The sequence below is a fragment of the uncultured Nocardioides sp. genome, from assembly GCF_947488025.1.
Classification (GTDB): Bacteria; Actinomycetota; Actinomycetes; order Propionibacteriales; family Nocardioidaceae; genus Nocardioides.
The window spans coordinates 216,837-235,637 of the sequence record NZ_CANKYS010000005.1 but is presented as its reverse complement, the minus strand read 5'-3'; the positions used below and the strand labels follow the sequence as shown (position 1 = coordinate 235,637).

Annotated in this window: 23 protein-coding genes; 11 read left to right on the top strand and 12 right to left on the bottom strand. The window is 71.4% G+C overall.

Annotated elements, in window-relative coordinates; all coding sequences use genetic code 11:
* Window positions 1-13: 13 nt before the first annotated feature.
* From Q1B24_RS11245 to Q1B24_RS11235, 3 genes are all read right to left on the bottom strand, one after another.
* Window positions 14-355 carry an FKBP-type peptidyl-prolyl cis-trans isomerase gene (locus Q1B24_RS11245; RefSeq protein WP_268110693.1) on the bottom strand — a complete coding sequence of 114 codons (342 nt, stop codon included), beginning with the start codon at window positions 353-355 and terminating at the stop codon, window positions 14-16.
* 73 nt (window positions 356-428) lie between these two features.
* A complete protein-coding gene (locus tag Q1B24_RS11240) occupies window positions 429-860 on the bottom strand; it encodes a CBS domain-containing protein (protein WP_299927969.1) in 432 nt (143 codons plus the stop codon).
* Between the two features lie 97 nt (window positions 861-957).
* Window positions 958-1,857 carry an inositol monophosphatase family protein gene (locus tag Q1B24_RS11235; RefSeq protein WP_299927966.1) on the bottom strand — a complete coding sequence of 300 codons (900 nt, stop codon included), beginning with the start codon at window positions 1,855-1,857 and terminating at the stop codon, window positions 958-960.
* 41 nt (window positions 1,858-1,898) lie between these two features.
* Between Q1B24_RS11235 and Q1B24_RS11230 the strand changes: the two genes are divergently transcribed.
* Window positions 1,899-2,360, top strand: a complete 462-nt coding sequence (locus tag Q1B24_RS11230) for a DUF2231 domain-containing protein (RefSeq protein ID WP_299927963.1) — start codon at window positions 1,899-1,901, stop codon at window positions 2,358-2,360.
* A gap of 6 nt (window positions 2,361-2,366) precedes the next feature.
* Here the strand turns inward: Q1B24_RS11230 and rsgA are convergent, their stop codons facing one another.
* From rsgA to Q1B24_RS11210, 4 genes are all read right to left on the bottom strand, one after another.
* A complete protein-coding gene (gene rsgA, locus Q1B24_RS11225) occupies window positions 2,367-3,383 on the bottom strand; it encodes a ribosome small subunit-dependent GTPase A (RefSeq protein WP_299927960.1) in 1,017 nt (338 codons plus the stop codon).
* A complete protein-coding gene (gene aroA / locus Q1B24_RS11220) occupies window positions 3,380-4,669 on the bottom strand; it encodes a 3-phosphoshikimate 1-carboxyvinyltransferase (protein WP_299927957.1) in 1,290 nt (429 codons plus the stop codon). The genes rsgA and aroA overlap by 4 nt, the downstream gene beginning before the upstream one ends.
* A gap of 18 nt (window positions 4,670-4,687) precedes the next feature.
* Window positions 4,688-5,218, bottom strand: coding sequence for a DoxX family membrane protein (locus Q1B24_RS11215; protein WP_299927954.1), 531 nt, complete (start codon window positions 5,216-5,218; stop codon window positions 4,688-4,690).
* Between the two features lie 84 nt (window positions 5,219-5,302).
* Window positions 5,303-7,066, bottom strand: a complete 1,764-nt coding sequence (locus tag Q1B24_RS11210; RefSeq protein ID WP_299927951.1) for a sigma-70 family RNA polymerase sigma factor — start codon at window positions 7,064-7,066, stop codon at window positions 5,303-5,305.
* A gap of 220 nt (window positions 7,067-7,286) precedes the next feature.
* Here Q1B24_RS11210 and Q1B24_RS11205 point away from each other — a divergent pair, with 220 nt between their 5' ends.
* The 6 genes from Q1B24_RS11205 to Q1B24_RS11180 all read left to right on the top strand — a co-directional run bounded on the left by Q1B24_RS11205 (window position 7,287) and on the right by Q1B24_RS11180 (window position 11,285).
* Window positions 7,287-8,036 carry a hypothetical protein gene (locus tag Q1B24_RS11205; protein WP_299927947.1) on the top strand — a complete coding sequence of 250 codons (750 nt, stop codon included), beginning with the start codon at window positions 7,287-7,289 and terminating at the stop codon, window positions 8,034-8,036.
* A 35-nt stretch (window positions 8,037-8,071) separates the two neighbouring features.
* A complete protein-coding gene (locus Q1B24_RS11200) occupies window positions 8,072-8,827 on the top strand; it encodes an SOS response-associated peptidase (protein ID WP_299927944.1) in 756 nt (251 codons plus the stop codon).
* Window positions 8,824-9,486, top strand: coding sequence for an alpha/beta family hydrolase (locus Q1B24_RS11195; protein ID WP_299927941.1), 663 nt, complete (start codon window positions 8,824-8,826; stop codon window positions 9,484-9,486). The genes Q1B24_RS11200 and Q1B24_RS11195 overlap by 4 nt, the downstream gene beginning before the upstream one ends.
* Window positions 9,487-9,549: 63 nt before the next feature.
* Window positions 9,550-10,209: a sigma-70 family RNA polymerase sigma factor gene (locus Q1B24_RS11190; RefSeq protein ID WP_299927938.1), complete on the top strand. Its 660-nt coding sequence runs from the start codon at window positions 9,550-9,552 to the stop codon at window positions 10,207-10,209.
* Window positions 10,206-10,490 carry a mycothiol system anti-sigma-R factor gene (rsrA, locus tag Q1B24_RS11185; RefSeq protein WP_299927935.1) on the top strand — a complete coding sequence of 95 codons (285 nt, stop codon included), beginning with the start codon at window positions 10,206-10,208 and terminating at the stop codon, window positions 10,488-10,490. Before Q1B24_RS11190 ends, rsrA begins: the two co-directional genes overlap by 4 nt.
* Window positions 10,491-10,724: 234 nt before the next feature.
* Window positions 10,725-11,285 carry a sugar O-acetyltransferase gene (locus tag Q1B24_RS11180; RefSeq protein ID WP_299927932.1) on the top strand — a complete coding sequence of 187 codons (561 nt, stop codon included), beginning with the start codon at window positions 10,725-10,727 and terminating at the stop codon, window positions 11,283-11,285.
* Between the two features lie 34 nt (window positions 11,286-11,319).
* Here Q1B24_RS11180 and Q1B24_RS11175 read toward each other — a convergent pair whose 3' ends face one another.
* Complete coding sequence (locus Q1B24_RS11175) at window positions 11,320-12,774, bottom strand: hypothetical protein (RefSeq protein WP_299927929.1); 1,455 nt, start codon at window positions 12,772-12,774, stop codon at window positions 11,320-11,322.
* A 313-nt stretch (window positions 12,775-13,087) separates the two neighbouring features.
* Here Q1B24_RS11175 and Q1B24_RS11170 point away from each other — a divergent pair, with 313 nt between their 5' ends.
* On the top strand, window positions 13,088-13,780 hold the full coding sequence (locus Q1B24_RS11170) for a transposase (protein ID WP_299927926.1): 693 nt from the start codon (window positions 13,088-13,090) through the stop codon (window positions 13,778-13,780).
* On the opposite strand, the gene Q1B24_RS11165 is transcribed toward Q1B24_RS11170, so the two are convergent.
* A complete protein-coding gene (locus Q1B24_RS11165; protein ID WP_299927923.1) occupies window positions 13,755-14,498 on the bottom strand; it encodes a hypothetical protein in 744 nt (247 codons plus the stop codon). The genes Q1B24_RS11170 and Q1B24_RS11165 overlap by 26 nt on opposite strands.
* Window positions 14,499-14,626: 128 nt before the next feature.
* Window positions 14,627-14,938 carry a hypothetical protein gene (locus tag Q1B24_RS11160; RefSeq protein WP_299927920.1) on the bottom strand — a complete coding sequence of 104 codons (312 nt, stop codon included), beginning with the start codon at window positions 14,936-14,938 and terminating at the stop codon, window positions 14,627-14,629.
* Between the two features lie 161 nt (window positions 14,939-15,099).
* Here Q1B24_RS11160 and Q1B24_RS11155 point away from each other — a divergent pair, with 161 nt between their 5' ends.
* Window positions 15,100-15,849, top strand: a complete 750-nt coding sequence (locus tag Q1B24_RS11155; RefSeq protein WP_299927917.1) for a hypothetical protein — start codon at window positions 15,100-15,102, stop codon at window positions 15,847-15,849.
* Window positions 15,850-15,941: 92 nt separating this feature from the next.
* Here Q1B24_RS11155 and Q1B24_RS11150 read toward each other — a convergent pair whose 3' ends face one another.
* A complete protein-coding gene (locus Q1B24_RS11150; RefSeq protein ID WP_299927913.1) occupies window positions 15,942-16,319 on the bottom strand; it encodes a thioesterase in 378 nt (125 codons plus the stop codon).
* 88 nt (window positions 16,320-16,407) lie between these two features.
* Between Q1B24_RS11150 and Q1B24_RS11145 the strand changes: the two genes are divergently transcribed.
* Entirely contained in the window at window positions 16,408-16,932 is a 525-nt protein-coding gene (locus tag Q1B24_RS11145; protein ID WP_299927910.1) for a SigE family RNA polymerase sigma factor, read from the top strand.
* The gene (locus Q1B24_RS11140) at window positions 16,929-18,314 is read left to right on the top strand and encodes a hypothetical protein (protein ID WP_299927907.1); all 1,386 of its coding nucleotides are present in this window, start codon (window positions 16,929-16,931) and stop codon (window positions 18,312-18,314) included. Before Q1B24_RS11145 ends, Q1B24_RS11140 begins: the two co-directional genes overlap by 4 nt.
* A gap of 7 nt (window positions 18,315-18,321) precedes the next feature.
* Here Q1B24_RS11140 and Q1B24_RS11135 read toward each other — a convergent pair whose 3' ends face one another.
* Complete coding sequence (locus Q1B24_RS11135) at window positions 18,322-18,801, bottom strand: GNAT family N-acetyltransferase (RefSeq protein ID WP_299927904.1); 480 nt, start codon at window positions 18,799-18,801, stop codon at window positions 18,322-18,324.

Sequence of the window (18,801 nt, the reverse complement as noted above, 5' to 3'; positions counted from 1 at the left end):
TCGTCAGCAGGGGTCAGCGGACCTCGAGCAGGTCCACCACGAAGATCAGCGTCTCGCCCGGCTTGATGACACCGCCCGCGCCACGGTCGCCGTAGCCGAGGTGGGGCGGGATGACGAGCCGGCGACGGCCGCCGACCTTCATGCCCTGCACGCCGGTGTCCCAGCCGGAGATGACCTGGCCGATGCCGAGGCGGAACTGCAGCGGCGTGCCCCGGTTGTAGGACGCGTCGAACTCCTCGCCCGAGGAGTGGGCCACGCCGACGTAGTGGACCGAGACGGTGGAGCCGGACGTGGCCTCGGCACCGTCTCCCTCGACGAGGTCGGTGACCTCGAGGTCGGCGGGCACGTCGCCCATGTGGGGGTCGACGTCAGGCTTCTCGCTCACGTGGTTCTCCGATCAGTTGCTGCTGGTTGCAGGTTGTTGCCGGTCAGGTCTGGTGCACGTAGTGGTCGAGCTGGTCGCGCTCGAACTCGAGCTCGCCGATGCGGTTCTTGACCACGTCACCGATGGAGATGATGCCGGTCAGTCGTCCGTCGGCCACCACCGGGACGTGCCGGATGCGGTGCTCGGTCATCGTGTGCATGAGGTCGGTGAGGCCGTCGTCGCCGGCGCACGTGCGCACGTCGACGGTCATGATCGAGCTGACGGGGCTGTCGAGGACCGCGGTGTCCTCGTGCAGGCGGCGTACGACGTCGCGCTCGCTGACGATCCCGGCGACCCGCTCGCCGTCCTCGCTCACCACCAGCGCGCCGACGTTGTGCTCGGCCAGGAGCGCGACCAGCTCGCGCACCGTGGCCCCCGGGTCGATGGTCACGACCGCCTGGCTGGCCTTGCCCCTGATGACGTCCTGGATCTTCATGGTGTCCGCCCTCTCGTCCCGCAGAACTGGTGAGAGCCACCGTAGCCAAGCCGGACTGCGAGGGACAGGCCCGAACGGCTCGCCTCGGTGAGCGGTCTCAGTCCAGCACCGGCGGCGCCTGCCGCGCGCGCAGGCTGCTGACCGATCCGGGCCCGCGCCGCGGCACGTCGGGGTCGGTGCCGTCGTCGTGCGTGGCGCCCAGGAAGGACAGGGCGGCGTCGTGCAGGTGGCCGTTGGAGGCCAGCGCGTTGCCGCCCCAGGGCCCGTCGGTGCCGTCGAGGGAGGTGAACCGGCCGCCGGCCTCGCGGACGATGACATCGAGGGCCGCCATGTCGTAGAGCTCGAGCTCGGGCTCGGCGGCGAGGTCGACCGCGCCCTCGGCGAGCAGCATGTAGGACCAGAAATCGCCGTACGCGCGGGTGCGCCAGCAGCGACGTGACAGCGACACGAAGTCGTCGAGGCGGTCGCGCTCGTCCCACCCGGACAGCGACGAATAGCTCAGCGACGCGTCCTCGAGACGTCGTACGTCGGACACCTCGCACCTGGTGGCCTTCAGCAGGGAGCGGCCCGTCCACGCGCCGTTGCCCGTCGAGGCCCACCACCGGCGCTGCAGCTGCGGCGCTGACACCACGCCGAGCACCACCTCGTCGTCGATGGCGAGCGCGATGAGGGTCGCCCAGACCGGCACGCCGCGCACGTAGTTCTTGGTGCCGTCGATCGGGTCCACGATCCACCGGCGCTGGCTGTGCCCGGTCGTGCCCTGCTCCTCACCGACGACCGCGTCGCGGGAGCGGACCCGCGACAGCGTCCGGCGGATGCCCTCCTCGACGGCCTTGTCGGCGTCGGTCACCGGCGTGAGGTCGGGCTTGCTCATGACGTGCAGGTCGAGCGCCTTGAAGCGGGCCTGGGTCAGCGAGTCCGCGTCGTCGGCCAGGACGTGGGCCAGCCTCAGGTCGTCGGTGTGGTCGTCGGATCGGGCCGAGCCGGTGATGGGCATGTCCACAGGCTATTCCCAGCATCGCGCCCTACATTGCACGCATGGAGCTCAACGGTGTGCCGCTGCACCCCCTCGTCGTGCACGCAGTCGTCGTCCTCGGGCCGCTCGCAGCGCTGACCGGCCTGGTCTACGCGGCCGTCCCGCGGTGGCGCTGGCTGCTGCGGTGGCCCCTCGTCGTGCTCGCCGTGGTCACCGCCGTCACCGCTCTCGTCGCCGTCGCAGCCGGTGAGGACCTGCTGGCAGCACGCCCCGAGCTCGCCCCGATCGTGGAGGACCACGAGGAGGCGGGGGAGATGCTCCGCAACGTGGCGCTGGGCTACGCCGCGGTGTCCGCGCTCGCAGCGTGGGCACTGGGCGGGGTCTCGGCGCTGGCGTCCGGCAGGGGCGCGCGGGAGACGCGCTTCGGCGTCCCGGTCGCGGTGCTGCTGGCGGTCGGCGCGGTCGCGCTGCTCGTGACGGTCTACCTGGCCGGGGACTCGGGCGCCAAGGCCGTCTGGGGCTGACCCGCACTACCAGTCGCTGGACGCCTCCCGGGCTGCCAGCAGCCGGCGGAAGGACTCGACCCGGTCCGGGTCGGCCTCGCCGGCCTCGACCGCCTCGTCGAGCCCGCACTCGGGCTCCTCGCCGCCGTGGGTGCACCCGCGCGGGCACGTCTCCGTCATCTCGTCGAGGTCGGGGAACGCCTCGATGAGGTTCTCCGGCTGCACGTGCGCGAGCCCGAAGGACCGGATGCCGGGGGTGTCGATGATCCAGCCCTCGCCTCGTCCGTCCTCGCCGGGCAGCTCGAGCAGGTAGGCGCTGGTGGAGGTGTGCCTGCCGCGGCCGGTCACCGCGTTGACGATGCCCACCTCGCGGTGCGCGTCGGGGATGAGCGCGTTGACCAGGGTGGACTTGCCCACGCCGCTGTGGCCGACGAGGACGCTGGTGCGTCCGCGCAGCCGGTCGCGGAGCTCGGTGAGGTCGCCCGCACCCTCGCCCTTGAGCTGGGTCACGACCCAGGGCACGCCGAGCGAGCGGTAGGTCGAGAGCAGCGTCTCGGGGTCGGCCAGGTCGGCCTTGGTGAGGCACAGCAGCGGCGACATCCCGGCGTCGTACGCCGCCACGAGGGCGCGGTCGATCAGGCGCGGGCGTGGCTCCGGGTCGGCGAGCGCGGTGACGACGACGAGCTGGTCGGCGTTGGAGACGATGACCCGCTCGACCGGGTCGTCGTCGTCGGCCGTGCGGCGCAGCGTGGTGGTGCGGGGGACCACCTCGACGATCCGGGCCAGCGACCCGTCGTCACCGCTCGTGTCGCCGACGACCCGCACGTGGTCACCGACCACCACGCCCTTGCGGCCGAGGGGCCGCGACTTCATCGCCATCACGCGGTGACCGTCGAGCAGCAGGGTGAACCGGCCACGGTCGACGGTGACGACGCGGGCGTCGACGGCGTCGTCGTAGGACGGCCGGTCCTTGGTGCGCGGGCGGGTGCGGCGGCGCGGCCGCTCGTAGTGCTCGTGGTCGTGCTCGGAGTAGCGCCCGGTCACGGCTGACCGCCGTGCACCGCGCGGCTCCACGCGCCGGCGAAGTCGGGGAACGTCTTCGACGTCGTCGCGACGTCCTCCACGAGCACGTCGTCCACGGCCAGCCCGAGGATCACGCCGGCGTGGGCCATGCGGTGGTCGGCGTAGGTGTGGAACGTGCCGCCGTGCAGCGTCGAGGGCCGGATGGTGAGCCCGTCCTCCCGCTCGGTGACGTCGGACCCCAGTCGCGCGAGCTCGGTGGCCAGGGCGGTGATCCGGTCGGTCTCGTGGCCGCGGATGTGGGCGACCCCACGCAGGTGCGAGGGCGAGTCGGCCAGGGCGCACAGGGCGGCGACGGCCGGAGTCAGCTCACCCACGTCGTGGAGGTCGAGGTCGACCCCGGTCAGGCGCGGGGGGCCGACCACGGTGAGGTCGCCGTCGGCCAGCGTGACCTCGCAGCCCATCAGCGTCAGGATCTCGCGGAGCTCGTCACCGGGTTGCGTGGTGGTGGCGGGCCAGCCGGTGACGGTGACCCGGCCGCCGGTGGCGGCGGCGAGGGCGAGGAAGGGCGCCGCGTTGGAGAGGTCGGGCTCGATGTCGTGGTCGACCGCCCGCACCGGGCCCGGGGCGACCGCCCAGCGGTTGGCGTCGGTGTCGTCCACCTCGACGTCGTGCTGCCGGAGCATCTGCACGGTCATCTCGATGTGGGGGAGCGAGGGCACCGGCTTGCCGACGTGGCGCACGTCGACGCCGCGGTCGTAGCGGGCACCCGCGAGCAGCAGCGCCGAGACGAACTGTGACGACGCGCTCGCGTCGATGGTGACGGTGCCGCCGGGCACGGAGCCCGTCCCGTGCACCGCGAACGGCAGAGCGCCCCGACCCCCGTCGTCGACCTGCACGCCGAGGGCGCCCAGCGCCGTGAGCATCTGGCCGACGGGACGCAGCCGCATGTGGGGGTCGCCGTCGAAGCGCACGGTGCCGGCGGCCAGCCCGACGACGGGCGGCACGAAGCGCATCACCGTGCCGGCGAGTCCGCAGTCGACGTCGGCGTCGCGGTCCCAGGCGGCAGGGGTCACCCGCCAGTCGCCGGCCCCCGGGCCGCCGGTGTCCTCGATGCCGGTGCCGAGCGAGGTGAGCGCGGCGGCCATGAGCAGCGTGTCGCGCGAGCGCAGCGGACGACGTACGACGCTGGGGCCGTCGGCGATCGCGGCCAGGACGAGCGCCCGGTTGGTGAGCGACTTGCTGCCGGGGAGGGAGACGACCCGGTCGAGGGGTTCGGTGGGGCGCGGGGCCGGCCAGAGGTCACTCACCCGCGCACCCTATCGAGGTCAGGTCAGCTGGGCCTTGGCCAGTTTGGCCTCGCGGCGCGCCTGCTTGGCGACGTGCCTGGTCTCGCGGCGCACGTCGGCGGCGGCGCGACGGGCCCGCCAGGCCAGTCCGGGCTTGCCCTCGGTGTCGACCGCGGCGAGGAGGAGGCCGCCGAGGACGGAGGTGTTCTTGTAGAACTGCAGGCGCTGCGCGTTCTTGGCCTGCGGGTCGGTCTCGTTCCAGAAGGCGTGCCCGGCGAGCGTGGTCGGCACGAGGGAGGCCGCCAGCACGCTCGCGCTGAGCCGTGGCGCACGACCGGTGGCCAGCGCGGCGGCGGCGAGGATCTGGGCGCCGGCGTTGATCCGGACCAGGGTGGCCGGGTCGGTCGGGATCGGCACCTGGGGCGCCGCCTTCTGGGCGGCCGGGAGCACCTTGTCGGTCACCTTCTTCGCCTTCACGGCGTGGCCCTCGGTGTTGCGGAGGGCGTTGATGCCGCCGGCGACGAAGATCGTGGCCAGCATGGGACGCGCGAGCAACCGGGTGATCGTCATGCGCCCTTGTCTACACGATGTGCGGGGACGGCGCTCCGTCCGCAGGGGTGCCAGAGGGGTGGGTGGTCGGGCTCGGCGGCCGGATCAGCCGAGGGTCGCGCGCCAGGTGTTGTTGCCGGCGTCGGCGTCGCTTCCGGACGGTGCCAGGGTGGCGGTCACGCTGCCGCCCCGGGGCGCCACCACCTCGACGGCGACGGAGGTGTCGCCGGAGACCTGGCACAGCGCCACGGTCTTGGTCGCGGTGCACCGGCCGTCGGCGGTGCGCACCACCTCCGCCCCGGCGGCCTCGATCCGCAGCTGCCCGGTCGCCCCGCCGAGACCGGCGACCCGCACCACGACGGCGTACGTCGGCCGGGCCCCGCCCACGCTCCCGCTGACCGAGGCGTCGGCGGCCGGCGGCTCGGGGGTCGGCTGGGTGGGGTCCTGCGTCGGGTCCTGCGTGGGGTCCTGCGTTGGGTCCTGCGTGGGGTCCTGGGTCGGGTCCTGGGTCGGGTCCTGGGTCGGGTCCTGCGTCGGGTTCGACGTGGGGTTGGTGGTCGGGTTGTTGGTCGGGTCGGACGTGGGGTTGTTGGTGGGGTTGCTGGTGGGGTTGCTGGTCGGGTCGGACGTCGGACCCTGGCTCGGGGTCTGGCTCGACGTCGGCGCCTGGGTGGGGTCGACGGTGTCCTGCGTCGGGTCGGTGTCCTGGGCGGGGTCGGACCCCGGGGGCGTGTCCGAGCCGGGCACGGAGCCCGGGGTGACGTCCACGTCGCCGGGCGGCAGGACGAGGGCGGGCGGGGTGGAGCGCAGTCGCGGGCTCCCCGGCGACCGGTCTCCGGTCGTGGCGGAGGCGCCGTCCGGGCTGGCCGACGAGCCGTCGAAGCCGGCGGCGCCCTCCGACGTCGCAGCACGCGTCGGTGCCGGTGTGGGTGCGTCGGAGCCACGCATGCCCAGGGCGATCCCACCGGCGACGACGACGGTGCTCACTGCGACGCCGGCGACGGCAGCGACGCCGGCGTTGCCCGTCACGAGGTCGCGGACGCGTCCGAGGAGCGCCCCGACGCCCACCGGGGCCGCGGCTGAGAGCACGGTCGTGCCGAGGTAGGCGGTCGCGGCGCCGCCCAGGAGCAACGGGGCGAGCAGGCCACCGAGGTTGGAGTTGACCTCGGTCAGCTCGAGGTAGATCGCCATGCACGGGCGGCACTCGTCGAGGTGCTCCTCCACCTTGGTGGCGTCGCGGCGCGACGAGGCGCCGCGGACGTAGGCGCCGAGCTGCGCGTGGGTCCACCGACAGGCGTCCTCGTCGAGCTCCGCCGCGTGCTGGGTGAGGAACGCCTGGCGCAGTCCCTCGCGGGCGCGGTAGGCGAGCGCGGAGACCGAGTTGGCGCTCATCCCGAGCATCGGCGCGATGTCGGCGGGCTTGTCGCCCTCCACCTCGGTGTGCCACAGGACGAGCTGCCAGCGCTCGGGGAGGCTGGCGAAGGCACGGGCGGCCGCAGCGCTCTCGAAGCCCTCGACGGCCGTGTCGCGGAACGGCACGCCCGGGTCGAAGGCCTCCATGTCGTCGGTGGTGTGCAGCCGGGACCCGGCCCGGAACCGGTCGACCTGGAGCCGGCGTACGGCGGTCAGCAGGTAGGCACGGAAGGCGAGGTCGGGCCCGCCGCCGCGCTGCAGCACGCCGAGCACCTTCACGAAGGCCTCGGACACGAGGTCCTCGGCGTCGCCCGCGGGGACGAGCTGGCGGGCGAGCCGGCGGGCCGCGTCGACGTGGCGCTCGAAGAGGAGGCCGTAGGCGTCGACGTCGCCACCGCGGACGGCAGAGATCAGCTCAGCGTCGCTGGGCGCCTCGACGCTGATGGCCACGCTCATGACTGCACGCTCATGGTTGGACGCTTCCGGGGACACCACCCGGCGGTCGCCGGGCCTTCCGACTGTATCCCCGGCCGGGGGCCGAGCGGCCGGGAAAGTGAAGAAACGGGATTTTCGCCCGAGTCCGCGTCATGGGCGGCCATGAGCCCCGTCACATCACCAGAGCATGCCCCAAGGCATGGCTGGGGCATGACTGAGGGAACCCGGGAGGGGGTGTGCCGTGAGGATCTTCGCTGTGCGTGGGCGTCGCCTCACGGTCGCCGATCCTGGGGTGAGCGAGCCGGAGCCCACCGTCGAGCGGTCGGGGTTGCCGCACCGGTTCGAGGCTGTCGGCGAAGCGCTCACCTCAGGATCGGACGTCATCGGTGTCTGCGCCGTCGCGGGTCAGGAGCTGGCCCGCGACGGGGCATCGGTGGAGGAGACGCTCGCCGGGCTGCGCGACACCTGGCGCTGCCTCACCGGCGCCGATCCGTCGTACGACGTCGTCACCGCGCTGCTCACCGCGTGGAGCGAGACGACGCTGGGCTACCTCAACCAGCTCTCCTGCGAGGACCCCCTCACCGGGCTGTCCAGCCAGGCGCACCTGCGCAGCCGGCTCTCCGAGCTCTACCGGCTCGGCGGCGGGACCGACGCCGGCATCGGGGGCTTCGCACTGGTCGTGTTCGAGATGCCGTCCGGCGACGACCCGTCCGACGAGCCCGACGACCACTTCACCCGGGCCATGCGCCTGGCGCGCTCGGGCGAGCTCGCGCGCACGGCGTTCGCCCGGGACGAGACGGTGGCCCGGCTCGGGCTCCACCGCGTCGCGATCCTGACCCGGCGAGACGGCCACCTCGGGCGGCGGGTCCGGGTGCTGCGCACGCTCCTCGACGGCGCGGAGCCGGACGCTCCGGTGCGGGTGTGGATCGAGGGGCTCCCGGGCACCGACGTGGTCGCCGGCATGCTGCTCGACGAGCTGGCCCGCGGCTGAGCGACGCTGTCGGCCGACTCCCCTAGGGTGGCGGTATGTGCGGCCGCTACGCCTCGTCCCGGAGCTCGGACGACCTCGTGGAGGAGTTCGAGGTCGTCGAGACCCGGATCGCCGCGCCCCTGGCAGCCGACTACAACGTCGCGCCGACCAAGGAGGTCTACGCCGTCGTCGAGCGACCGCCGTCGCGGGAGTCCGGCCAGGACAGGACAGAGCCGGCCCAGCGCCAGCTCCGCGTCCTCACGTGGGGGCTGGTCCCGTCGTGGGCCAAGGACCCCTCGATCGGCAACCGGATGATCAACGCCCGGATGGAGACCGTCGCGGAGAAGCCGGCCTACCGCAAGGCCTTCGCCGCCCGGCGGGCGCTCCTGCCCGCCGACGGCTACTTCGAGTGGTACCCCACCGCGCGCACCGACGCGAAGGGCAAGCCGGTCAAGCAGCCGTTCTTCATCCGCCCCAAGGACGGCGGGGTGCTCGCGATGGCCGGGCTCTACGAGATCTGGCGTGACCCGACGAGGTCCGAGGACGACCCCGACCGCTTCCGCTGGACCTGCACGGTGCTCACGACCGAGGCCGAGGACTCCCTCGGCCACATCCACGACCGGATGCCGCTGATGGTCGAGCGCGAGCGCTGGCACGAGTGGCTCGACCCGACCACGCCCGGTGACACCTCCCTCCTCGTGCCCGCCGCTCCCGGCCGGCTGGAGGCCTATCCCGTGCCGAGACTGGTGAGCAACGTGCGCAACAACGGACCCGAGCTCGTGGAGCCGCTGCCCCTGGAGGAGGTCGAGTGAAGAAGGCGTCCGTCCGCTCGGTGGACACACCCCACGGCGAGGGCCGCCTGCACACGCGGCGCGCGACGAGCCCGATCGCGACCCTGCTGCTCAGCCACGGTGCCGGTGGCGGCGTGGACGCCCGCGACCTGTGGGCCCTGGCTGACGCGCTGCCCGCCCAGGGCGTCTCGGTCGTCCTGTTCGAGCAGCCGTGGCGGGTGGCGGGCCGCAAGATCGCGACCGCCCCGCCGACCCTCGACACGGCGCTCAGGTGTGCCGCCGACGTGATGCGCGTGCGTACGCCCCTCGTCGTGGGCGGTCGGTCGGCCGGCGCCCGCTCCGCGGCCCGCACCGCGCGCGCGCTCGGCGCCTCGGGCTGCCTGGCCCTGTCCTTCCCGCTCCACGCGCCCGGGAGGACCGAGCCGACCCGGCTGGGCGAGCTGGAGGCCGTCGGGCTGCCGACACTCGTGGTGCAGGGGGAGCGCGACCCGATGGGGCGGCCCGAGGAGTTCCCCGGCGACCTCGACGGGCTCGACCTGGTGGTGATCCCCGGTGGCGACCACGCGCTCAAGGTGCCCGCCCGGGGCGAGGTGACCCAGGACGAGGCGATGGGGATCGTGGTCGAGTCGACCCTCGAGTGGCTCGTGCGTGAGGTCGTCGGGAATCCCCGACGGGCGTGAGGTGTTCAGGTCAGTGTGACTGCACTGACCCTCGATCGACCCACGGCGGTACTGTGGGAGGCGATGACTGAATCGCTCCGGGACGAGATGTCCCCACCTGCAGAGGTCGCCGTCGAGGACGAGACCTCCGACCAGCGCTCCGCGCGCTTCGAGCGTGACGCACTGCCCTACCTCGACCAGCTCTACGGCGCGGCGATGCGGATGACCCGCAACCCGGCCGACGCCGAGGACCTCGTGCAGGAGACGTTCGCCAAGGCCTACAGCGCCTTCCACCAGTTCAAGCCCGGCACCAACCTCAAGGCCTGGCTCTACCGCATCCTCACCAACACCTACATCAACTCCTACCGCAAGAAGCAGCGGCAGCCGCAGCAGTCGATGTCGGAGGACGTCGAGGACTGGCAGCTCGCCCGGGCGGAGTCGCACTCCTCGACCGGCCTCCGGTCGGCGGAGATGGAGGCGCTCGAGCACCTGCCCGACTCGGAGGTGAAGGACGCGCTGCAGCGCCTGCCCGAGGAGTTCCGTCTGGCGGTCTACCTCGCCGACGTCGAGGGGTTCCCCTACAAGGAGATCGCCGAGATCATGGACACCCCGATCGGCACCGTGATGTCGCGGCTGCACCGCGGTCGGCGGCAGCTGCGCGACATGCTGGCGGACTACGTGCGGACCAACGACCTGCTTCCGGCGTCCACCGTGCCCGGTCAGGGAGAGGGGAGCGAGTCGTGAGCAGCCACGAGCACGACATGGAGAGCGGCAACGACGACTGCGTCGACTACATCGAGCGCATCGTCTACTTCATCGACAACGAGCTCGACCAGGCCGACTGCGCCGTCGTCGAGATGCACCTGCGCGAGTGCGGGCCCTGCCTCGAGCGCCACGACCTGCAGAAGGCCGTGAAGCAGCTCGTCGCCCGCTCCTGCTCGGAGTCCGCCCCGGAGTCGCTCCGCGACCGCGTCCGCCTGCAGCTGCGCGAGGTGCGGGTCCAGATCACCGAGGGCAATGCCTGAACGTCGAGCTCGACCCGATTGGCCGCCTCCGGGCGGATTTGAGACACTGCTCCGAGCACCGATTCCAGGAGGACCACCATGGGCAAGACCGGACGCAAGCGCCGCGCTCGCAAGAAGAAGGGCGCGAACCACGGGAAGCGCCCCAACGCCTGACGCGCACCCGCGCCGTCATCTCGTAGAAGTCCCCGCCGCGGCGGGGACTTTTGCATGTCTCGGGGCTTGTACGTTGAGCCGATGAGCGAGAAGACCATGCGCGAGCGGATGCTGGCGGGGGAGCCCTACATCGCGGACGACCCGGTCCTGGCCGAGGAGTCTCAGCGCGCCCAGGGCCTGGCCCACCGGATCAACACGATGGACCCCAACGACGCCGCCGGACGCCGCGCGCTGCTCGAGGAGCTGCTCGGCGGACTCGGCGAGCACAGCGAGGTCCGGCCGCCGCTGCACTGCGACTACGGCTACCAGACCACGATCGGGGCGCGCACCTTCGTCAACTGGGGGGTGACCTTCCTCGACGTCGCCGCGATCACGATCGGCGACGACGTGCAGATCGGCCCGAACGTCCAGCTCCTGACCGCCACCCACCCGCTCGAGCCGCAGCCGCGGCGCGACAAGTGGGAGGCGGCCGAGCCCATCACGATCGGCGACAACGTCTGGCTCGGCGGCGGCGTCATCGTCTGCCCGGGCGTCACCATCGGGGCGGACACGGTCGTGGGCGCCGGATCGGTCGTCACCCGCGACCTGCCGGCCGGGGTCGTCGCCGTCGGCTCGCCGGCCCGGGTGCTCCGCGAGCTCTGACCCTGACCCCGAGACGGGGCCGCGCTCGCAAGACCTAGGCGAAGTAGAGCTCGACGCCGTCCACGATCGCCTCGGCCATCGCTCTGCCCTGTTGCTCGGTCAGCCTGGTCGTGCCGGTGTGGTCGACGAGGAACGCCTGGCCGTGGGGTGTGCGCCAGAGGTGGCGGCCGGGGCCGACGACGCGGGTGGTGAACCCGCCGTGGGTCTTGGTGCGGTGGTGGCGTCGGCGTAGGGGGCCGGAGTTGTGGGGGCCGGTCTGGCCGGGTGGGCCGGTGTCGTCGTAGGGGACGGCGTGGTCGAAGTCGACGCCGTCGCGGGTGGCGGTGCGTGGGGTGAAGGGGAAGTGGTCGCCGCCCGTCTGGACCCAGACGTGGTCCTTGACCACCTCGGGGTGCTCGTAGGCGTCGACGCGACGACGCTGCGCGAGGTCCAGGACCGGGGTGAGGGTGACGTCGGCGTCGCCGAGGACCTCGTGGAGCTGTCGTACGTCGATGGGGCCGACGCCTTCGACCCGGGCGACTCCCCGCCCGGTGTGGAGGGCGTCGTCGGTGAGGTGGACGAAGAGGCGTCCGCGGCCGCGGAGCCTGGCCAGCTTGCGGGCGGGGAGTGAACAGAGCCGGTCCACGGTGTCGGCCATGTGGTCGGGTGCCCACGCGGGCTGCTCGGGCTCACCGGACTCACCGGGCTCCCCGGGCGCACCGGAGTCCGTGCCCGCATCGTCGTTGGTGTGCTCGAGGAGGAGCTTGAGGAGGTCGACGGGTCGGGCGAGCCAGCCCATGGCGAGGGAGCGGAGCTCGTCGTGGTTGTGGTCGTGGCCCATCGTCTCGGCGAGGATGTCGGCGACGCGGTCGACCATGGCGTCGAGCCAGGCGGCGTCGCCGGCGGTGACGCGGGCGATGATGTGGCGGTAGCCGAACTCGTCGGTGCGGGAGAGGCGGACGTAGCGCTCGTGGCGTGACCGTTCGCGTTCGGCGCGGTGGGTCTCGGGGTCGGCCTCGATGACTTTGGCCCGGGCGATCTCGAGGACTGTCGAGGGGGCGTGGCCGCCGATCGCCTTCGCGACGGCGCGGTCGACCTTAGTCACCTGGTCATCCAGCAGTGCGCGAGAGATGACGGCCACCTTGCGCGCCACCCACGGCTCGCAGTCGCCCGCCTCGACCACCGCCCACGTCCGAGGCAGCCTGTGCACGAGGTCGAGGCCGTCGGCGATCAGCGCCCGCGTCGTCGCCGGGTGCGTCTCGCGCGCCATGGCCAGCTCGGGGATGGCGTGGTCGCGGACCGGGGGAGTGCCGTCACCGCCGGGCGTCACCATGGGATCGCGATCATCGCGCGGATCTCCCTGAGTCACGGCCCACTGGATCGCGAGCCGGATCTCCTCCACCTCCGCCAGGCGGCGCGACCGGAGCGCCCCGGCAGCCAGCTCCAGCAGCTCCCTCACCGACACCTCATCGGCCGCCTGCGGCGCCTGGTGCGGGAGGGAGATGGTCATGATTCATTCTATCGAACACATGTTCGATGCGCCACTGGATGGACCAAGGTGTGGAGGAATTTGAACTTGGGCGCGCTTCACAAGCGGCTACTGGACGATTCTGTTAGGACCGACGTCTGGCCAGACTCGGTTCAGGTGATCGGCGGGGAAGTCCTCCATGCGGCTGCCCTCCAACGCGATCTGTGTGGCTCACTATCGGTCTGCAGCCCGCCGGTCACCGTGACGAGGCGTGGCTCAAGAAGGGACTGCCCAGCTCCTAGTAGCAATGCCCACCTCGCGACCTAACCGGATCGAGCACGGGCGGGACCAGCACATGAACCAGACACAGCGCGGTGATCATCGGGGTCGATCCCCACAAGCTGTCGGCCACGATCGAGGTCGTCGACCAGCACGAACAGCTGCTCGGGTCCGGCTCTTCGACACCGGTCACAACCGCAAGACCGACGCGCACGACGCCCATGCGGTCGCTGCTGTTGCCGTGCGCACGAAGAACCTGCGGGTGCTGCAGCTCGACGGCGAGCTTGAAGCGTTGCGGATGCTCACCGACCGCCGCGAGGCATTGACCCGACGGCGGGTCCAGACCGTTGACCGACTGCACGCTCTGCTCGCAGAACTCCTGCCAGGACAGGCGAAACGCGATCTCACCACCGGTCAGGCCAGGGCAATGCTCGCGTCCGTCCGACCGCGTGACATCGCCGGAAAGACCCGCCGTCGGATCGCTGCCGAGGAGCTGACGGAGATGGTCGCGGTCGAGGCCGAGATCAAGAAGTCCACCGCCGAGTTGACGGCCATCGTGCTTGCCCGCGGTTCACGCCTGATGGACCTGCGCGGTGTCGGACCCGTTGTCGCTGCCCGTGTCCTGGCCGACGTCGGCGACGTAACCCGCTCAGTGGCTGCCTGTACACGTGTCGAGGCGACGGCCTCTGCAACGGCAATCATTGAGCCCGCACGCTGGGCGGGTCCTCGGTCGTTTACGTCGGCTAAGGAAGACGGAACGTCGAACTGACATCGCCTTGCACAACGTCGGTCACTCCAGACCAATGGAGCCGGAAGCGCCCGGCTCGGGCGCCGCTGTAGCGCAGGACGACAAGCCCACCCTTACCGTCTAGGACTGATCGAGTTGTCATCCACCGACCCTGCTTGAACCGCTGAAGACGAATCTTGTGATTGCGGTCCGGCGTTATGCCGCCGGTCGCGCGTACCCGGCCGCGGATCTCCCATGCGGTGGCGCCAAGGCGATCAACGCGGGTTTTCTTCAAGTTGCTCCCTGCCTGCACCGCGAATGTATCCGTGGCGACAACGTTTGCGACAACGTTGTAGTCGGGGTCGAAAAATTCGACGTCCGCGCGGACGGTGTGCCTTCCGAATTCGTTGAGGTAGAAGCAGGCGAAAAGTGGGTCAAACTCCTCGTGGGCGAGATTCGATGACACCCAGTCCGAGTCGGCCCACTCGCCGCGCGGACCAGTGACTTCGATGCTTGCTTCCCAACTCGCGATCGGCAAGGAGCTCGAGACGTCGATGGCGCCGGGAACGGAGTAGCAGTTGTCGCTTCTGTACACGAAGTCGTCAACCGTGACGGTTGCCTGGGCAACGTCCACCTGGCGGCCCGACCGAACGTCGTCAGGTGAGCCGGCGTGCTTCGACGTGGCATGCGCTGGCGCCTGAAGCAACATCGCGATGGAGCATCCAAGCAGTACGTAGCCAGTGACGAGGCGTTTGGTCACGATGATGAGGCTCCTTTCACCGTCGGCACCCCAAACAGTTCCTCATACTGATTCAACGCTGAAGCTCTTGGCAACCAGCCTCAATCTCCGAACCGCGCCTCGGCGCTGACAGCGGCGGATTGACGTGCTTAGTCGGACGCGATCGGGGCAACCGGGTAGTCGACTCCGAAGTGGTGAGCGATCGCAGACTTGGTCTCGCAACCCCAGCCGATTCGGCGAGCAATTGGCTCATCCTCGGAGCCGCTGTCGCAGGATCCACTACCGGATCCGCAGTCTCGGTGGAGCGTCAGGATCCGTCGGGCCAGGGGATCGTCGATCGAATTCAGTCGACGCATCGCGTCGACCCAACGCGCCACCGGCGTGGGGCGCTCGTCGATCTCGTGACCGACGTCCATGTGCCAACGCTGGCTGGCTTCCTCGTCGTACTCGTAGCGCGTCATGACGGGACGCTACTTCGACCGGCGACGTGCCCGCTTGCGAATCGCTACACGTAGTCCCCGTTGGCACCTCGCCGCTTCGCGTGACCCGGGTCAGACACCGACAAGCTGCGGATAGACGCATATCTGAGTAAGCACCTTCACTCGCCGCTAGCGTTCGACGGGTGCGCCGGAAGATCTACGAGGTCGTCGAAGAGGTCCTTGCCTTGCCGCGTGCTGAGCGGGCCGTGGTGATGGAGCGGTTGAAGGAGAGCCTCGAACAGCCGGGCGTGCGCGGCGGCATCATCGTGGAGCCGCAAGACCTCGTGGAGCTCGGCGCCAGGTACGTCTTCCCGACGAACCGCCGCTACCAGGGGGAGACCGTGACCCTGACTTCGAAGGCCGGGCCCACGCTGTCCATGAAATGGGGAGCACTCGCCATCGCGGACCCCTGGTTTCCAGAGGACGCGCCTGCAGCCCCCGCAATCGGCATGGGTGCGAATGACTACCCGACGGCGGTCATCGTCATCACGCGCACCCGCGTCGAGACCGGCGCCGCCGAGGCGTTACCGGTGGCCGCCACCGTCGGCGCGGTCGCCGAAGTGGTCGCGTGGCAGCCGCTCGCCGACGATGGCCAGTTCCAGCTCGACTCCGACTCCTCGCTCGGAGCGTTCTACGAGATCACCGACGCGGCCGTCCTCCAGCCGCTCTTCGAGGACGACCTGTACATGCAGGGAATCTTCAATCGGGCGCTTGAAGAGTCGATCGTCTCGATGGAGACCGATGGGCGGACGTTGGCGGCGGCGTTCTTGTGTGGCAAGGAGCAGCACCCGGCATGGGTGGGGTTCGACGCGAACGGTGTCGCGGTCGCCGTGCTTCTCGACTTCGGCCTGCTGTCACACGCGCAGGGTCGAGAGGACGACGTGACTCGCTGACTCCTGGCGCGAGCGTGAGGCGGCGGTCTGGGCCACGGCCCGCCGAGCAAGTACCCGTGACCCTCCGCGGCTGCCTCGTGGCTCCGGGTGCCTCAGGTCAGCCGGGACAGGAACCGCTCGGCGTCCACCACGACCCGGGTGATCTCGCCGGCCGCGAGCACCTTGCCGCTCGTGGTGTCGCGCGCGCTGACCGTGAAGCGGTGCAGACGGCCGTCCTCGTAGGCGCTCGACGCGCTCACCTCGACCTCGGCGCCGACCGGGCTCGCTGCGAGGTGCTCGACCTGCATCCGCGTGCCGACGCTGGTCGACCCGTCCGGCAGCACGGGCTCGAGGCAGGCGCAGGTGGCGGCCTCGAGCCAGGCGAGGAGGCGCGGCGTACCGAGGACGGGGAGCGACCCGCTGCCGACGGCTGCGGCGGTGTCGTCGTCGGTGACGGCGTACGTCAGCGTGGCGGGCTCGAGCTGCGGCATGGGCAGGCCTTCCGGGATTCGGGGGGTCGGTGGGGCAACCTGAGGGACTGGCACACGTCTACCAGACATGAGCGGGAGGGCCACGGGGGTGGGGATCGAGATGGAGCCGTCGGTGGACATCACCGAGCTCTACGCTGCCCACCGGTTGTCACTGGTGCGGCTCGCGGTGCTGCTGGTCGACGACTTCGCCTCGGCGGAGGACGTGGTGCAGGACGCCTTCGCGGCCCTGGCGCGTCGGCCGGACGCGGTGAAGGACCCGTCGAAGGCGTTGGCCTACCTGCGCGTGTCGGTGGTCAACACGGCTCGTTCGGCGTTGCGCAGGCGTCGTACGGCCCGGGCATACTCACCGCCCCACGACCTGTCGCCTCCTTCGCCCGAGGACAGCGCGGTGCTGGCGGAGGAGCACCGGGAGGTCATCGTGGCGTTGCAGCAGCTCGCCCCCCGGCAGCGCGAGGTCCTGGTGCTGCGCTACTGGTCGAACCTGTCCGAGGCCGAGATCGCGCAGACGCTCTCGATCAGCCAGGGGACGGTCAAGTCGACGGCCAGCCGTGCGCTGGTCGCGCTGGAGAAGGTCATGACGTCGGCTGCGGGCTCGGGGAAGGAGGAGCGATGAGTGAGATGGAGGACCGCCTGCGCGCTGCGCTGTCCGCGCGCGCCGACCAGGTGCAGCCCTACCACCTGTCCCCGCTCACCCCAGTGGTCGAGGCACGCCCGCGCTGGCAGTCGCCGTGGGTGCTGCTGGCGACGGCTGCCGTGGTCCTGCTCGTCCTGGGCGCCGTGTTCCAGGGCCTGGCCCGCGAACCGCGCTCCGACGACGTCGCGCCGAGGCCCGACGACCCGCAGCTGACCCTGCCGCCGGACGTCGGACGCGACTGGGAGCCCAACGAGCTCGACCGTGCGCCGCGGCTGGACCTCGACGGTGACGGGGAGAAGGAGGAGGTCACGTTCCGCGGCGAGCCGACCGAGGAGCTCGACGGCCGCTTCCGCCTGGAGACGACGCTCACCAGCACCGGCGAGGAGGCGTACGGCCTCGTCGAGGTCGGGACGACGGTCGCGACCAACGTCCTCGACCCGATCGACGCCGACGGCGACGGCGACCAGGAGCTGGTGCTCTACTACGACGACGCGGAGGCGGTCGGCGGCGGCGGACACCCGCTCGTCGTCGACCTGCGAGACGGGCTGCTCGTCCAGCTGGTCGCCGACCGGCCCGAGCTCCTGGTCCGAGGCCAGGTGCCGGTGCCGGGCAGCACGACCGAGCACTACCGGATGGTGCACGTGCACAACTACTGGTTCGAGGACGGCGCGCTCTGGTCGAGCCGGTCGGTGAACGCCTACGCCGAGGGCAACATGACGTTGGTGCGGCCGGAGACGATGGTCGTCGATGCCTGGCAGTGGACGCTGGACGAGGACGGCGTGCTCCGCCCGGACGACGCGCGGTGCCTGCGCGTTGGCCTGGAGGCGTCGCAGCCCTGCGGTGACGAGACGCAGGACGAGCTGCCCTACGTCACTCCGGTGGCCGAGGAGACCTTCGGGCCGGGGGAGTCGGCCAGGTTTGAGCAGGGCTACCGCTACTCCGCACGCATCGAGGACGGCGACCCTCCGGTGCTCGTCGTCGAGGGCGAGGACGGCCGGACGATCAGCCGCGAGCTGGTGGTCGCCGACCCTCGGGTCTCCATGGTGCAGCCCATGGGGGTCGACGGCGCCTCGCTCTTCGTGACGTCCGCCTCCGACCCGTCGTACGTCGAGGTGCTGGCGCAGGACGGGGACCAGCTGCGTCCGCTCGAGCCCGTCGGGGAGATCGACATGCGCAACGAGGGCGGCGTGAGGACGTGGCTGACGGCGAACGGGGCGCTGGTCACCGCGGTGGCCGGCGAGGACGACTCGTGGCAGACCTGGCAGTGGCAGATGGCAACCCGCACCACGATGGCCGCCCTGCCGACGGGCACGGTGTGCTTCGACGACCCCGAGGACCCCGCGACCGTCCGCCGCTGCTGAGCCCCGGTCAGAACGTCTTGCTGAACGCGAGCAGGTCGACGCCCGGCACCGGGGACCAGTCGCGCGCGGGCTCGCGGGAGTAGCCGAGCCGGACGTAGACCCGGTGGGCGGTCGCCATCGTCGCGAGCGACGACAACGCCATCCCGGCTGCGCCGTCCTCGCGCGCACGCTCCTCGCACAGGCGGGCCAGGGCGGTCCCGGCACCGGTGCCCTGGGCCGCCGGGTCGACCGCGAGCATCCGGAACTCGCCCTCGTCCTGGCGACCGATCTCGCGCCACGGCGAGCCGGGCGGGCAGTAGGTGACGACGCCGACGACGCGCTCCTCGACCACGGCGACCCACACCTCGGCCTGGGCATCGCGCGTCGCGACGTCGTGCAGCCGCTCGCGGTAGTCGTCCTCGGCACCCGTGAGCAGCGGGTCGTACGCCGCCACGCACACGTCGCCGGCGGCCTCGTGCTCGTCGGGGCGGATCCGGCGCAGCTCCAC